This window comes from Halomonas sp. KO116 (assembly GCF_000734975.2).
Lineage (GTDB): Bacteria > Pseudomonadota > Gammaproteobacteria > Pseudomonadales > Halomonadaceae > Vreelandella > Vreelandella glaciei.
The window spans coordinates 637,373-652,453 of record NZ_CP011052.1 but is presented as its reverse complement, the minus strand read 5'-3'; the positions used below and the strand labels follow the sequence as shown (position 1 = coordinate 652,453).

Annotated in this window: 15 protein-coding genes; 4 read left to right on the top strand and 11 right to left on the bottom strand. The window is 56.6% G+C overall.

All coding sequences use genetic code 11. The annotated features are described in order from the left end of the window. Positions 1-7 precede the first annotated feature (7 nt). Genes otnC through ltnD form a run of 3 tightly spaced genes read right to left on the bottom strand, consistent with a single transcriptional unit; the run spans position 8 to position 2,899 of the window. On the bottom strand, positions 8-667 hold the full coding sequence (gene otnC / locus KO116_RS03030) for a 3-oxo-tetronate 4-phosphate decarboxylase (protein WP_035560758.1): 660 nt from the start codon (positions 665-667) through the stop codon (positions 8-10). Continuing rightward, positions 664-1,962: a 3-oxo-tetronate kinase gene (gene otnK, locus KO116_RS03025; protein WP_035560755.1), complete on the bottom strand. Its 1,299-nt coding sequence runs from the start codon at positions 1,960-1,962 to the stop codon at positions 664-666. The genes otnC and otnK overlap by 4 nt, the downstream gene beginning before the upstream one ends. Before the next feature lies 1 nt (position 1,963). Next, positions 1,964-2,899 carry an L-threonate dehydrogenase gene (ltnD, locus tag KO116_RS03020; protein WP_035560751.1) on the bottom strand — a complete coding sequence of 312 codons (936 nt, stop codon included), beginning with the start codon at positions 2,897-2,899 and terminating at the stop codon, positions 1,964-1,966. A gap of 154 nt (positions 2,900-3,053) precedes the next feature. On the opposite strand from ltnD, the gene KO116_RS03015 reads away from it, so the two are divergent. Next, positions 3,054-4,133, top strand: coding sequence for a LacI family DNA-binding transcriptional regulator (locus tag KO116_RS03015; protein WP_035560946.1), 1,080 nt, complete (start codon positions 3,054-3,056; stop codon positions 4,131-4,133). Between the two features lie 13 nt (positions 4,134-4,146). Here the strand turns inward: KO116_RS03015 and KO116_RS03010 are convergent, their stop codons facing one another. The 6 genes from KO116_RS03010 to KO116_RS02985 form a co-directional block, all read right to left on the bottom strand. Beyond that, positions 4,147-5,547 (bottom strand): amidase, encoded by a 1,401-nt coding sequence (locus KO116_RS03010; protein ID WP_035560747.1) that lies wholly within the window; start codon positions 5,545-5,547, stop codon positions 4,147-4,149. Positions 5,548-5,567: 20 nt separating this feature from the next. Continuing rightward, positions 5,568-6,035, bottom strand: a complete 468-nt coding sequence (locus tag KO116_RS03005) for a RidA family protein (RefSeq protein ID WP_035560744.1) — start codon at positions 6,033-6,035, stop codon at positions 5,568-5,570. 40 nt (positions 6,036-6,075) lie between these two features. Beyond that, the gene (locus KO116_RS03000; RefSeq protein WP_035560741.1) at positions 6,076-7,350 is read right to left on the bottom strand and encodes a TRAP transporter large permease; all 1,275 of its coding nucleotides are present in this window, start codon (positions 7,348-7,350) and stop codon (positions 6,076-6,078) included. A gap of 15 nt (positions 7,351-7,365) precedes the next feature. Further along, entirely contained in the window at positions 7,366-7,887 is a 522-nt protein-coding gene (locus KO116_RS02995) for a TRAP transporter small permease (protein ID WP_035560738.1), read from the bottom strand. A 62-nt stretch (positions 7,888-7,949) separates the two neighbouring features. After that, a complete protein-coding gene (locus KO116_RS02990) occupies positions 7,950-8,951 on the bottom strand; it encodes a TRAP transporter substrate-binding protein (RefSeq protein WP_035560735.1) in 1,002 nt (333 codons plus the stop codon). 79 nt (positions 8,952-9,030) lie between these two features. Then, the gene (locus KO116_RS02985) at positions 9,031-10,026 is read right to left on the bottom strand and encodes an asparaginase (protein ID WP_035560732.1); all 996 of its coding nucleotides are present in this window, start codon (positions 10,024-10,026) and stop codon (positions 9,031-9,033) included. A gap of 276 nt (positions 10,027-10,302) precedes the next feature. Between KO116_RS02985 and KO116_RS02980 the strand changes: the two genes are divergently transcribed. Beyond that, a complete protein-coding gene (locus tag KO116_RS02980; protein ID WP_235272493.1) occupies positions 10,303-11,001 on the top strand; it encodes a FadR/GntR family transcriptional regulator in 699 nt (232 codons plus the stop codon). Between the two features lie 37 nt (positions 11,002-11,038). Here KO116_RS02980 and KO116_RS02975 read toward each other — a convergent pair whose 3' ends face one another. Continuing rightward, positions 11,039-11,932, bottom strand: coding sequence for a LysR substrate-binding domain-containing protein (locus KO116_RS02975; protein WP_035560727.1), 894 nt, complete (start codon positions 11,930-11,932; stop codon positions 11,039-11,041). A 184-nt stretch (positions 11,933-12,116) separates the two neighbouring features. Between KO116_RS02975 and KO116_RS02970 the strand changes: the two genes are divergently transcribed. Continuing rightward, positions 12,117-12,452 carry a hypothetical protein gene (locus KO116_RS02970; RefSeq protein WP_035560725.1) on the top strand — a complete coding sequence of 112 codons (336 nt, stop codon included), beginning with the start codon at positions 12,117-12,119 and terminating at the stop codon, positions 12,450-12,452. A 68-nt stretch (positions 12,453-12,520) separates the two neighbouring features. Here the strand turns inward: KO116_RS02970 and KO116_RS02965 are convergent, their stop codons facing one another. After that, positions 12,521-14,656 carry a PhoX family protein gene (locus tag KO116_RS02965; protein WP_035560722.1) on the bottom strand — a complete coding sequence of 712 codons (2,136 nt, stop codon included), beginning with the start codon at positions 14,654-14,656 and terminating at the stop codon, positions 12,521-12,523. 209 nt (positions 14,657-14,865) lie between these two features. Between KO116_RS02965 and hemP the strand changes: the two genes are divergently transcribed. Continuing rightward, positions 14,866-15,036 (top strand): hemin uptake protein HemP, encoded by a 171-nt coding sequence (hemP, locus tag KO116_RS24475; protein WP_082072539.1) that lies wholly within the window; start codon positions 14,866-14,868, stop codon positions 15,034-15,036. Positions 15,037-15,081 lie beyond the last annotated feature (45 nt).

The following is a 15,081-nucleotide window of genomic DNA, read 5'->3' as shown; positions in this document are numbered from 1 at the left end:
CGCGTCGCTAATCCCGTGGAAAGCGTGCTTCCAGCTCAGCCACCTGCTCCGGCGTCAGCCCCCGAGGGTTCTCGCCTCGCAATAGCAGATAGAGCTTGGCGGTCTCTTCCAGTTCTTCGGTGGCGTACACCGCCGCCTCGAGGTTTTTCCCCGCTACCACCGGGCCGTGGTTGGCCAACAGTACCGCGCTGTGTTGACCCGCTAAGCCCCGCACTGCATCGCCCAGTGCTGGATCGCCGGGGATGTGATACGGCACCAGCGGTAGCTTGCCCACCCGCATCACGTAATAGGCGGTCAGCGGCGGAATGCAGTCGCAGGGATCGACTTCCGGCAAACAGGAGACCGCCACCGAGTGCGTGGAGTGAAGATGCACGATGGCACCGGACTGCGGGCGCTCTTCGTACATTGCCATATGCAGGAACTGCTCTTTGGTGGGCTTATCACCACTCAACAGTTGGCCGTTGTTATCCAGATGGGAAATGCGCGCCGGGTCTAACCTTCCCAAACAGGCGTTGGTCGGTGTCATCAGCCAGCCGCCATCGTCTAGCCGTACGCTGATATTGCCGCTGGAGCCCATGGTCAGGCCGCGGTCAAACAGCGATTTGCCCAGGGTGCTGATCTGCTCCCGCACTAGGTTCTGAGGATGGCGATGCAAGTGGAGGCTCATGCCAGCACCTCAAACGCCCGGGTAAAGAAATCGACGCCACCGAAGTTGCCGGACTTCAGCGCTAGCGACAGCGGTGCTTCGCTGCCTGCTAGCGGGGCTTGGGTCCAGGGCACGCCGGGATCGATCTGCTCGCCGATGCGCAGAGTGGTAATGCCCAGCGCCGAGACCACAGCACCGGAGGTTTCGCCCCCCGCCACCAGTAACCGGCCTACGCCTTCATCGACCAGCGTCACCGCCAGTTGGCTCAATGCTTCTTCCACGACCTGCCCGGCACGCGCGGCCCCTAACGCTTGCTGTGCCGCGGCTACGTTGGTTGGCTCTGCCGAGGCGTAAATCAGTACCGGCGCCTGTTCAGATAGCCGCTGCCGAGCAAACGCCAGCGCCTGCGTCTGCTGTTGTTCACCTTCCGCCAGCGCCAAGGGATCCAGGGCAAAGCCACCATCAGGGTGCTTGGCCAGAAAATCCGCCACCTGGGCCAGTGTGGGCCGTGAGCAACTGCCGGACAGCACCAACCCCCCGCCCGAAGCAGGCGATAAACGCCCCGGTTCAGTGATGGTGGCTAACCAGCCCTGAGCACGGTACTGGGCAGGTAATGCCTGCCCCAGGCCAGAACCACCGGTGACTAAAGGCAGTAAAACCGTAGCTTCGGCCAGTACGTCCAGATCCTGCTCGTCCAGGGAATCACAGATCACATGGCGAATGCCTTGTGCTTCCAGCGCAGATAAATGAGCACGGGTTGCCGTTGATCCTTGGGCAAGCACTGCGCGGTTGGCCAACCCCACCGGGTGCGGCGTTTGGCGGGCAAGCACACGCACTAAATCCGCGTCCTGCATGGGGTTCAATGGATGGTGCTGCATGCCGCTGTCGTTGAGCAAACGGTCGCCCACAAACAGATGGCCTTGGTAAACCGTGCGGCCATTGATCGGGAAGGCAGGCACCATCACCGTCTGGGAAGCGCCCAACGCTTCCAACAAAGCATCCGCCACCGGGCCGATATTGCCCTGATCGGTGGAATCAAAGGTGGAGCAGTACTTGAAGAACAGCTGGCGGGCACCCTGCTTTTGCAGCCAATTTAACGCAGCGAGCGAATCATTAACTGCTTCCTCTACCGGGCAGGAACGGGATTTGAGTGCCACGACCACCGCATCGATATCAGCGAGGTCGATCTCTTCTTGCGGTACGCCAATCACCTGCAGGCAGCGCATGCCGCCGCGCACCAGGTTATTAGCAAGGTCAGTGGCCCCGGTAAAGTCGTCGGCGATGGCGCCCAGTACGATGTTCGCTCCTGTCCCCATTTTATTCGGCTCCCTGGGCATCGTTAGCGGCTTCGGGCAACGCGATGCCCGATAGCCGCTGATAAACCTTAATGACCGCTGAATCATCTTCGCGGCCAAAACCTGCGCCGCTGGCCGCGGTAAACTGCTGCAGTGCGCTTGATGCAACGGGAGTTGCCAATGCCAGCTCGCGGCCGGTTTGATGCACGATATTGAGATCTTTAACGAAGATATCCACCGCCGAAAGCGGCGTGTAGTCACCCCTCAGAATATGCGGCACCCGGTTTTCGAACATCCAGGAGTTGCCCGCCGAGTGGGTAATAACGTCATATATCACCTCTGGGTCGAGCCCCATGCGAATGCCCAGCGCCATGGCTTCAGCGGCGGTGGCAATATGTACACCTGCTAACAATTGGTTGACTAACTTCATGCTGGAGCCGACCCCAGGTGCATCACCCAGCTGATAAACTTTAGCGGCCATGGCATCAAGTGCTGGCTGGGCAAAGCTGAACGCCTCAGGTGTACCGGACGCCATGACCGAGAGTTCGCCGCTTTTGGCTTTCGCCGCGCCGCCGCTAATCGGCGCATCCAGCATCATTAAACCCTGCGCCGACAAGCGCTCACCCAATTGCTTGGCTTGACTGGGCGCCACCGTGGCACACTGCATAATCAGGCTTCCCGGTGCCAATTGGCTGGCCACGCCCTGCTCTCCGAACAACACCTGCTCAACCTGAAGGTCGTTAACCACAACCACCAACACAATGTGGCAGTGAGCAAGCTCAGAAGGAGTGGCAACACTGCGGCCCCCTGCCGCCACGAAGTCATCGCGCGCCTCTGTAGAAATATCGCAGCCCGTGACGTTAAGCCCGTGTTGGAGCAATACGCTAGCAGTGCCCATGCCCATGGCACCCAGGCCAATAACGCCTACTTGAAGTGATAGTTGATCGTGTTGACTCACCTGCCGACACCTCGCTTTGTTGAAAGTGTTGTTTTTGTTGCTATCGTCGCGGTGTTATTAAAAGCGCCATGGTAGCGCTGTCATGATAGCGCTACCATTTGTTTTAGATTATTCTCTGCGTAACGACAAGCTGAACATTAGGGCCGTGCGACCAATGTCTAAAGACTCACCTAACGCTGACTCGCGCGCCAAAAATGTGACAACGCCTGCCCTACCTAACAACGCTAGGCAGCGACGAAGCTCAGACCAAGTCACGCTCAGCCAAGTGGCACAAGCGGCAGGGGTATCGCCGATTACAGCATCGCGAGCACTGAACTATCCCGATAAAGTTAGCGATAGCGCAAGGCGAAGCGTTCTTCAGGCCGTGGAGAACTTGGGGTACGTACCCAACTTGGTTGCCGGTAGTCTGGCCTCTTCCCGTTCACGGCTGATTGCGGTGATCGTGCCGTCACTGATCAATAGCGTGTTTGTGGAGGTCATCAAGGGGCTGCAGGAAACGCTGGAAGCCGAGGGTTATCAGATACTGCTGGGTAACACCGACTACGATCTAGACCGTGAGTATCAGTTGGTGCGCACGTTTTTAGGCTGGTCATGCTCTGCACTGGTCACCGCTGGGCTGCGCCATAACTCGGCGTGCCATACGTTGCTGGCGAACTGGGATCACCCCATCATGGAAGTCATGGAACTGGGGCAGGGCATGGATCTTAACGTCGGGCTGGATCACGTGGCCGCCGGCCGCTGTATGGCTACCCATCTGACCGACAAAGGCTACCGCCATATTGTTTATGTGGGCGCACGGCTAGCTCAGGACTACCGCGCCAGCATGCGTTTTGATGGACATAAAGCGGTGCTAAAGGAGAAAGGGATCGACGCCCCACTACTGGAACTAGACACCCTGGGCAGCCTGCAAGCGGGCGCGGAAGGGCTGGCCCAAGTGCTCGCGCAACATCCTCACACCCAGGCCATTCACTTTGCCAACGACGACTTGGCGGCAGGCGCCCTGCTGGCTGCTCAGCGCCAAGGACTTCACGTACCGGGGGATATCGCCATTGCCGGGTTTAACGGCCTGCCGCTTGGCCAACATGTAACCCCTCAGCTCACCACTATTCTCTCCCCCAGAGAGGAGATGGGCCGCTTAGCTGCCAAAGAACTCATTCGGCGGCTAAGCGGTAAAAACGTCTACCGCCGCCAGCACGATGTGGGGTTTACACTGCAAATTGGCGGCAGTACTTAGGCCACCTCAGCGTTCACACCGCTGGCGGTTGACCAAGAATTTCCAAGCCTGATCCCAGTTCGTTTTCAATCGCCTGACCGATTGCCAGCAGTTTGGCGTCTTGCCACGGCCCGGCCAGCACTTGCAGTCCTACAGGCATGCCTGCAGCATCTTTTCCCACCGGCAACGTCAAGGCACACAGACCAAGGAAATTAGCGATCACCGTGTTGCGCAGGGCGTGCATGTTGGCTTTGGGATAGGCGCCTTCTGGCTCAAGACTTTCGATAGTGGGCGGGGTAATCGCCACCGTAGGCGTCAGCACCGCATCTACATCGGCCATGCGAGCGGCGGCCGATTGATAGAGCGAGTCCAAAATCGTGCGACGACGTACATACTCCCAGGCGGGCATGTCATCTGCCGCTTTGACGCGGGCGGCGACGTTAGGATCCAGGGAGTCAATCATCTCGGGCAGTTCAGTTTTTAGAAACGCTGCCAATTCCGGCGCAGCCACCCCGCCCAGTTTGAAGAGTTCGTACGCTTCGCCGATGCCGGGTAATTCTAAGGTGATGATTCGCGCCCCAGCGGCTTCCAACTGCTTTATGGCAGCGCGTACCGTTTCCGCGATCCCTGGACTGCAGTCGTCCCAGAAAAACGTTTCTGGCACCCCAAAGGTCAAACCGGCAAGCGTTGGTGTTGCGGGTACTCGGTCGTCCTGACCGCAAAGGCCGCCATCCAACGCATCGAACGCAAAGGCAAGATCATCTACCCGACGCGCCAGTAACCCTGGGGTATCCAGCGTGCTTGAAAGTGGCACAATCTGCTCGGTCGACCAGCGCCCAGCGGTGGTTTTCAACCCCGCTACGCCGGTCATTGAGGCAGGGATACGCACCGAACCCGCGGTGTCGGTGCCCAACGCCAGGCTCGCCGTGCCGCCCACTAACGAAACACCCGCGCCGGAGCTGGAGCCTCCAGGCGTGCGGTGCTGATGAACATCCCATGGATTGCGCGGCGCACCCCAGTGGGCATTGGTACCCAAACCGCCAAAGGCAAACTCAACGGAGTGGGTTTTACCCATCACAGAAGGCAGCTGTTGCAACAGCGCGCTCACCACCGGGCCGGGCCGCTCCCAGCGTTTAGGTAGCCGCTGAGAAGAGCCCGCATAGGTGGGCAGCCCCGTCACGGCATAGATATCCTTGATCGATATCGCCATGCCCATGAGCGCCCCCGCATCACCGCCCTGAGCGAGCACCGCATCGGCCGCTTTTGCCATTGCCAGTGCCTGCTCGCCGTTCCAGGTGAGGTAGGCATGATCGCTCTTACCGCGTTGTTGGTACGCCGCTATAGATGCCTCAGCAAGCTCGGTCGCGGTGAGGGTGCCTGCACGTAAGCGTGCGCGCTGCTCACGTAAAGGTAGAAAAATGGGTGAATCCTGCATCGTGTACTCCCTCTGGGTGCTTAGCGCACTTCAAAAATCGCTTCGACTTCCACCGCCGCATTGCCGGGCAGTGTCGCCACCCCAATGGCGGTTCTAGCGTGACGCCCTGCATCGCCAAATAGCGCGACAAAAAGCTCGGATGCCCCGTTGATCACCAGCGGCACATCGTGAAAGCCCGGCGCCACATTGACGAAACCATTCATGCGCACGCAGCGCACCACGCGGGAGAAGTCGCCATCGACAGCATCGCTCAATTCAGCCAAGAGGTTCAAAGCGCACGCCTGGGCCGCTAGTTTTCCGGTTTCAAGATCGAACTCACCGCCCACCTTGCCAGGATAGAGAACATCACCGTCACGCTCACAGATCTGGCCCGCTAAAAACAATTGGTTGCCCAACCGGGACCAGGGCAGAAACAGGCCGCGCGGTGTTGGAATCGCCGGTAACGTAAGGCCCTGCCCTGCCACCGCTTGTTCAATCGTTTTGCTCATGGTTCGTTGTCCTTATTGATTAACGTATTCAAGCAATTAATTAATAAATCAGCGAGGGCAGCCAAGTGCTTAGCCATGGAACGTAAGTAATAATAATCAGCGCGATCAGCATCAAACCAATCAGCGGCAGGCAGGCCTTAAACACTTCCTGCAGCGACATCTTGGATATCGCCATGGCGACGAACAGGTTCAACCCGACCGGCGGCGTAATCATCCCCACCGAGAAGTTAATCAGCGTGATCACCCCAAAATGCACCGGATCCACGCCCACCTGGGCTGCAATCGGCTGCAGCAACGGCGAGAGCACAATGATGGCCGAGGCGCTATCAAGGAAGAAGCCAGCAACGATCATCACGACATTAAACAGCGCCATGACCTGAAACGGATCGTCTGTCCACGACAGCACCTCGCCTGCCAACTGGCTGGGCGTACCGGTAATCGCAAGCAGCCAAGAGAAAGCAGAGGCACCCGCTGTAATCAGCAGCAGTGTCGCGGAAATCAAACCAGAGCTTCTTAACGTTCCCACCAGTTCCATTACGTTAATGGTGCGATAGACCACCATGCCGACAAACAAACCATATACGCAGGCCACCGCCGCCGATTCGGTCGGGGTAAAGACACCACTGTAGATCCCCCCCAGCAGAATCACCGGCAGCCCAAGGCCCCAGGCAGCATCTTTAAAGGCGACTAAAATTTGCCGCAGCGAAGGGAAAGGGGCACGCTCATAGCCTTTGATGCTGCTAAAGACGATGCAGTAGGCGATGAGAATCGAGGCAATCACAATGGCGGGTAGCAGGCCCGCTGCAAATAGCCGCCCTACCGAAGTACCGGTCACTGAGCCGTAGATAATCAACGCAATGCTCGGTGGCACGATTGGCCCCAAGGTTCCGGCGGTGGCGATCAGCCCAATCGCAAAGCGTTTATCGTAGCCAGCAGCGACAAGTGCGGGGAACATGATCGAGCCAATCGCCACCACCGTGGCCGGGCTTGAACCGGAAATAGCCCCAAAGAAGAGACAAGACAGCACCGTGGCCGCTGCCAAGCCGCCTGGCACCCACCCTACCAGCGCCTTGGCAAGATTGATCAACCGGTCGGAAAGCCCGCCAATCCGCATCAGCTCCGCCGCCAGAATAAAGAACGGAATCGCCATCAGCGAAAAGTTGTTCATGCCGGTAAACATGCGCATCGGCACGATGACCGGATTGGTGGCGCCAAAGAATTCAATGGCAAGAAACACCGCCAGTGCCAAGGAAGCAAAGATGGGCAGCCCGAGCAGCAGCACGGCAAAGAAGATCGGTAATAATGCTGTAATCATGGTCGCTCTCCAGGGTTAAATGAGCTTATCCGAACCGGCTACAAGCTCTTCGGAGAGTCCTACCGGAGGCTTTTTCCAGACTTCAGTGATGACCCATAGATAACGCAGAACCAGTAGCACACCGGATACGCCAATCGGCAGATAGAACCATGCCATCGGCAGGCGAAGTGCAGCGGTTAATTGCCCGCGATCCAGCGTGCTGAAATAGAGCACAAAGCCGTAATAGGTCATAAAGCCAGCGAACACGATACCGATCAGTGCTGCGATCATGTGCAGCCAGCGGTTCACAGCGGGCGAGGCAATGGCATTCAGCACATCCACCGAAATATGCGTGCCATGGCGCACCCCCATACTGGCGCCTACAAAACTCATACAGATAATGGAGTAAATAACGACTTCTTCAGCCCAAAATAGCGAACCGCTAAAGCCGTAGCGATACACGACTTGGATGGTAGTGAGGATGGTCGCAATCGACATGAAAACGACCATCGCCACACTTTCCAAGCGATCAAGACATTTGTTGAGCGCTTCGAACATGAGATATCCACACCCTGAAAGGGGTAAGAAGAGAGGAGCCAGGTCTTAGCCGACCCGCTGGATCAATACTCGATACCCACCGCGTCATATACCTTATGCAGCAACTCGGTAGTGACGATTTCTTCATACTCTTCGTGCACCGGCATGCTGGCTTCAATAAAGGCGTCGCGCTGCTCAGGGGTGAGTTCGTTAATCGCTATCTCGTCTTTGATTTCTTCCATGATGGTCTCTTCATCCTGCAGCGTTAGTTCACGAGAGGTGTCTCGACCATTTTCAAAGGCTTCCAGCATGACCGCTTGCAGATCTTCCGGCAGTGAATCCCAGGAATCCTGGTTCATTACCGCCGCATAGGCGTGATAAGCGTGATTGGTCAGCGAGAGATAATCCTGCACTTCATGGAAACGCATGGTGTAGATATTGGCCAGTGGGTTTTCTTGCCCCGACACCACGCCCTGCTGCAGGCCGTTGTATACCTCGGTGAAGGCCATTGCGGTGGCGTTAGCGCCCAGGTTTTCATAGGTGGAGATGATGATCGGCGCCTGCATGGTACGCATGCGGATATTCTCCATATCCTCGGGGTTTTCGATCGGACGGTCGTTATTGGTGATATGACGGAAACCCGCGCCCCAGAAGTTGACGCCATACATGTTATGACCATTCAGAGTGTCGAGGATTTCGCGACCCACTTCACCGTCCAGGGTTTCCACCATGGTGTCGTAATCGGCAATCAAGAACGGCAGATCCAAAATCTGCATGCGCGGCTCAAAGTTGCCCAGCGTAGCCGTGGGCGGAATACCGATATCGACAAGGCCCATTTGAATCTGCTCAATGATTTCAACGTCGCCCCCCACTTGAGCAGCGGGCAGTACGTTAATCTCAATACGACCGTCGGACTTCTCCTCTACCTCCTCTTTAAAGCGCAGCGCCGCTTGGCCGTTCGGCGTTTCTTCAATCAACACGTGGGCGAAGCTGAAGGTATAGTCGGCCGCATGGAGTTGAGCCGCACTTAGAGAAGCGACGGCAATAGCAGCGGAGAGAGTGGCTTTTGTCAGCGTTAGTTTCATGTCCAGCACCTTATTTAGTTATGGTGAATTGCTTTTTTAGTTTCCTGTTACCGCATATTGAGCAAGGTTGAGAGGCCGCTCACGCCATCAAGCGTTCCATCGCATCCCCCAGCGCTTCGCGCGGGGTACTACTCAGCAGCAAGGCAAGGGCAAGCCTTGCCTTGCGTGCGCTGATATCGTTGAGCGCGACCACCCCAGCAGACATTAAATCAGCCAGGCTGCCGCTAAACTCATAGCTGGTGTTCACCGGTCCTTGAACGCAACTACTTACGACCGCGATAGGGACGCCGGCGCTAACCAATGTTCGTATGTCGTTCATCCAGCTAGGTGGCACATGGCCCCGGCCTAAGCCATCGATCACCACCCCCTTCGCCCCACTCTCCACGCAGGCGTTCAGCAGTGTTGGCGAGGCATCCAGATAGGCGGGCAAAAGATCGACCCGAGGCAGCGGGGTAGCCCACCCTTCAATGGCGGGCTCAATCGCGGTTGCCGCGTGATAAAGCTTTAGCCGTTGCCCGTCGATATACCCCAGCGGACCAGCGCCAGGGGCGTCAAACCCATGCAACTGGAAACTGCTCACCTTGCGGGCATGGCGTGCAGCAAACAGTGACTCGTTGAACACCACGACACAGCCAAGCTGACTCAGTTGAGGGCTGGCCGCCGCGACAATGGCATCGCAGATATTTTTAAAGGCGTCGGTACCTAACTGATGAGGCGCCCGTTGGGAACCAGTGATGACACAAGGTTTATCCGCTGGCAGCGTGAGCGATAAAAAATAAGCGGTCTCTTCCAAGGTATCGGTACCGTGGGTGATGACCAGACCGTCCACATCCGCCCGCAACAATGCTTTCCGCCCTTGATAATGGAGTTCAGCAAGATCGGCGAGGGTGACGGCATTGCTGGGTTTCTGCAGGATCGATATCACTTCTAACGTAACGTCGACGCCCTTCGGCAGTGCCACCTGATCCAGCAACTGCTCGCCGCTTAAAGCCCCTGACTGGCTTCGCCCTGAGTCACTGGGCTTGCTGGCAATCGTGCCGCCCGTGGTCAATACCACGATGTGCTTTTTGGTCATTCAGGTTCTCGTGTTTTATATCTTTCTGAACAAACAACAGACATCAGATGTCTGATTTCAGACTAGACTAAAGAACAACCTGTTAGCAAGCCAGACTCACCAACCAATGAAACATAACTATATTTCTTTTAAATATATGCAATCGAATGGCTTAAGCCGCTAGGCTTAGGACATTGATAAAATGCAGAAAACACCGATGAGCCACGCGAGGCCCACATGAGTTTTAAACGCCAGCCCGAGATTAACTCGACCAGTACAACCTCTTTTGGAGATTCGATGGATCGCAGTTCAGTTGCGCTGCAGCTGCTAGAGCGTATTAAAAGCGCCCTAATACGAGGCGATCTTAAGCCAGGGGATTACCTACCCTCAGAAACGGAGCTCACTCACACCCTGGGCATTGGTAAATCCAGTGTGCGCGAAGCCATCAAGATGCTGCAGGCGATAGGGATTGTCGAAGTCAAACGAGGCCAAGGCACCATGATTCGCCGCGAACCCGGCACACCGCTCGTCGATCCAATGGCGTTCGGGATGATCCTGGCGCGAGGTATGACACAGGATGTACTGGAGTTTCGCCGCATGTTTGAACCGGCTTACACCCTTCAAGCAATGAGCGGGGCAACGGCAGAGGATCATCAGCGCATTCAGCAAAGTATCGATGCAATGGAAGAAGCCATACGCTTAGGAGCACAAACATCTCAACATGACATTGCCTTCCATCGCGCCATTCTGCATAGCACCCATAACCCCATGACCATTCGCGTTGGTGAAACCTTACTGCAACTAATTGAAGCCGCGCTGGAAACCTCCATGCGCTCACTGCCGGAAACCGCCTTAAAAGACCACAAAGCGATCTATAAAGCCTTCAAAGCGGGCGATAGCGCAGGCATTCATGCAGCCATTGCCATTAGTAGTGAAAGCTGGGAAACCAATCTAACTTATGAAAGTGACAGCGAATTAAGTGCAGCACCCCGTTAGCCGACTTGGCAACCTCTTCAGATGACATGACGTGGGCTCAACTCTCCCGAAATGCCTCTACCACCCGCTCAGCCAATACCTCGCTGGCATCGCCACTGCCTGCACGCTTCACCAGCGCCACTTGATAATCACCTAGCGGTGGAAGTGAATCGTTATGAAGACGTTTGAGCGGCGGCCGAATCAAGCTTTTTGGGAAGGCCGTCACGGCCAAGTCAGCCAGCATAGCGGCTTCCTGCCCGGCGCAGTGGTCGCAGGAGTAAGCGATCCGGTAATTAATCCCGGCATGATTAAGGGCGTTGAGCGCGATCCTACGCCACGCGCACCCCTGTTGGGCCAAGGTCACCGGCAATGGCGTTCGCTGAACGGCAACCCCATCCTCACGGCCCGCCCATACTAACGGTTCGCTATGGACTACGTCGCCGCGCGCCGCCTGACCAGGCTCTAAGCTCATCACCAGGGCCAGATCCAGCTCCCCCTCGTCCAGCTGGGCGAGCAAATCTTTGCTGCGCCCAACCACCACATCGACCTGCACCGCTGGATGCGAGCGGGCGAACTGAGCTAACACCGTGGGCAGAATTCGCCCTACCACGTCGTCAGTTATCCCCAAACCCACGCGTCCTTCTATGGTGGGGGCTAAAAATTGGGTAACGGCTTCCGCATTGAGTTTAAGCAGTCGCCGTCCATAGCCCAGGAGGACCTCACCTTCGGTAGTCAAACGTACGTAACGTGCCTCGCGCACAAACAGCGTTTGCCCGAGCGTTTCTTCCAGGCGTTTGATCTGCATGCTCAGCGCGGAAGGGGTTCGAAATAGCTGCTGGGCGGCGCGGGTGAAGCTACCGCTCTCCGCAATCGTCACAAAGGTGCGCAGCACCTCGCTATCCAGTAGCGGTAAGGCAGCCCGGCTGGGAGCCATGGTCGACAGTTGGTTCATCACGCCCACCTTTCAGAAAAACTTAACCCTCAGCGTAGTTCTTTTCGTTTGATTGATCCAAGGCTAAGCGCCAAGCTGATAACCAGAGGTCGCGACCCTCCCACTTATTCATCACAGATCACAGCTGCCCAGTTGGCGTTCTGGCGCCGTTGACTGCACAGCTGATGTGAAATGGAGGTGCGCAATGAAGTCTGAAGTTCCAACCCAACATGCCCATCACGCCTGGGAAAAAGCTAGCCGTTTGGCGCCGCCACCCAAGCCACCCCAACTACATTTTTGCATGCCTGCCATGCCGTCGATGAGGCTAATTCGCGCGGTCGATATGGGCTGGTGGCACTGCAGGCGGCGTTGGCTTTTCCGTCGCCATATAGTGCCGCTACTGGCCTGCGACGACCAATTACTGCGGGATATGGGTCATAGCCGCGAAGATATTCGCTGGGCTAGCCAGCTGCCATTAAGGGTCGATGCCATTCAGGCGTTAGAAGCCCGACAGAAAAAGCGTCAGGCTCACCCAGCCTAGAATTAAAAAGCTTCGAACCCGGGAGAGGTCGAAGCTTTTAATGAAACCCTTAAGAACGCTTGGTATTTTTAAACCCCAATCGGCCCGCCGTCGCGTTTCTGAATCACAACGGTCGATGCCCGAGGACGTACTTGACCATTAGCTGCAACGGTGGCGTCTTGCACAAGCTCGCTACCATCGGCGGGCCAGTTACCCGGATGCTGAATGTTAATAAACAGCGCGGTTTTATCCGGCGTGGCAAATATGCCGGTGACTTCACAGCCGTTCGGCCCCACCGCAAAGCGCTTGAGCTGCTGCTGATTGCTATTGTTAATCACCGGGCCGGTACCCTGGATATCGTCAAGACCATTAGGTACCACCGCGAGCAGCTGGTCGTTGGTGTACTCCGTGATGCCGTCATAACCATTATCGGTCTGAATCCAGAGAATGCCCTGACCATCATCGCGCTCGTCAAACCAAAGCCCATCGGGGCTGGCAAACTGGTTCATTGCGGTTAAGCCCGAGTGGTTATCAGCATCGTCAACCGCCGCGCCAAACACAAATACCTCCCAGGTAAAGGCATTCGGTAAGCGGCTTTCGCGCCAGCGGATAATGTGCCCAGCCTCGTTATTGGCACGTGGATTAGCCGCATTAGTGGGTGCCAAGTCGTAACCTACCCCCACCTGCTCCAAGCTATCGCCACCGTTGGTATAAGTCGGTGCTGTTTCTTCACCTGTGCGTTGCGTGTTGTTGGTTAAGGTGAGGTAAACATCCCCCGAAGCCGGATCAACGGTCGCCCATTCGGGACGATCCATCGGCGTGGCGCCCATTAAGTCTGCCGCGTCGCAGGTATTGATAATCACACCGGCTAAATCGTCCTCAGCCAGGCCTAAGGCCGCTGCCAGCGTTCGGCCGTCCTGTGATTGCGCAGCAGGTGTCAGCGGCAGCCACTTACCACTGCCATCGGCGTGAAAACGGGCCACATAGAGGGTGCCGTTATCCAAATACTTGCTGCCGATGGCAAGACGGTCATAGTGCTCACCGGGACGATTGGCATCGGCGGGATCCCAGGCGGCATCGGAGACGTATTTATATACGTACTCGTTTCGGGAATCGTGCCCCGAGTAGTAAACCACTGGCTGACCGGCTTCCAGCTTGCCTAACCAGCACCCTTCATGGCGGAAACGCCCAAGTGCCGTACGCTTAACCGCAAGGGCATCGCTGTAAGGATCGACTTCTACCTGATAGCCGAAGGTACGCGCTTCGTTACGGTAGTCATCCTCGGCGCGCTCGCCGCGGGGGGTAATATCGAAGCGGGCAAACTCATCGTTCTGCTCTGAAGCGTCACCCGCCGAGGTTTCCCAGGCATAGCGGCCGCGTTCAGTGGGAATACCGATGCGCGCGTCGTCCTGGAAGCGCTCGCCAGTATGAACAAAGACGTTTGGCCAGTTCTCTTCACAGGCAATATAGGTTCCCCAGGGCGTTACCCCGTGACCACAGTTATTGTTGGTACCACGGGTTTGGTTGCCCTCAGGCGAAAAGCGCGTTTTGACGTAGTCACTGCTTGCCACGGGCCCGGAAAGCTCCATCACCGTCGCGCTGGTGAAGCGGCGGTTATAGCGCGACCCCGGCACATGCGCCCATTGGCCGCTGGCGTCCTTTTCGACCTCGACAACGGTGACACCGTGAGCGTTGATTTCGGTGCGCGACTCCTCTGCTGGCCGCTTACCCGCTTCAGCATTGGTGGGGCCGCCCTGAGGTGCCCATAGTGCATCTTGATCGATATATTCGTTATTGAGGGCCAGTATAAATCGACGTGAGGCGTTGTCAGCATCCAGGGAAAAACCGGCCATACCGTCATGATGCATGCCCACACTCTCCGCCTGACGCTCCGCAGTCATCGGCTGTTCGGGCTGCCAGGTAACATTTTGGTTAAGCGGCGTGCCCCACGGCACCAAGACTTGGGCCACATAACCTTCCGGCACCACCACGGCATCGGTGAGTGACCCATGAATCGCCTCAAACGCCAGCGTCAGGGGTGTTTTTTGCGCGCCGCTTGAGGCAAGCGCTTGAGCAGCACCGCCAAAGCTAAGCATTGAGGCAGCCGCCATGCTCAAACCACCGCGCATCACGTCGCGCCGTGACACATGGCGCGCCAATACTTCGGCAAAAGGTTGGTTGCCGCTGTGGTTAAACAGGCGATGGTCTTCGATCTCTTTACTCATTATGGTCTCCCCCTGATCGTTTGTAGGCCAACGATTAAACGTTAGGAGACACTAAAGAAGCTAAATGACAGCAAGATGACGGAGCGCCTGCATTTAGATGAAGAACGGTCGAATGCTAGCCACCTTTACTCCCCAAACCTATTGAGGGATGTCTGCAACTCTGCTAAATTAACGCTAATAGTTATCATTAACATAGGAGTTGCTCTCTCATGCAGTTACCCGCAAAGGGCACTGGTCAGGGAGATACGTCGGCCTCGACGCCCCGCGAGGTGGATAGCCAAGAATTACTTGGCAGCTCAGGCCAGTTGGTTATTCACCATGAACAGCGCCGCTATGTATTGCGACGTACTAAAAGCGGTAAGTTAATCCTTAACGCCTAACGTCCTTAACATCTAAGCACCTAATTAAATTAAAAATTTATATAG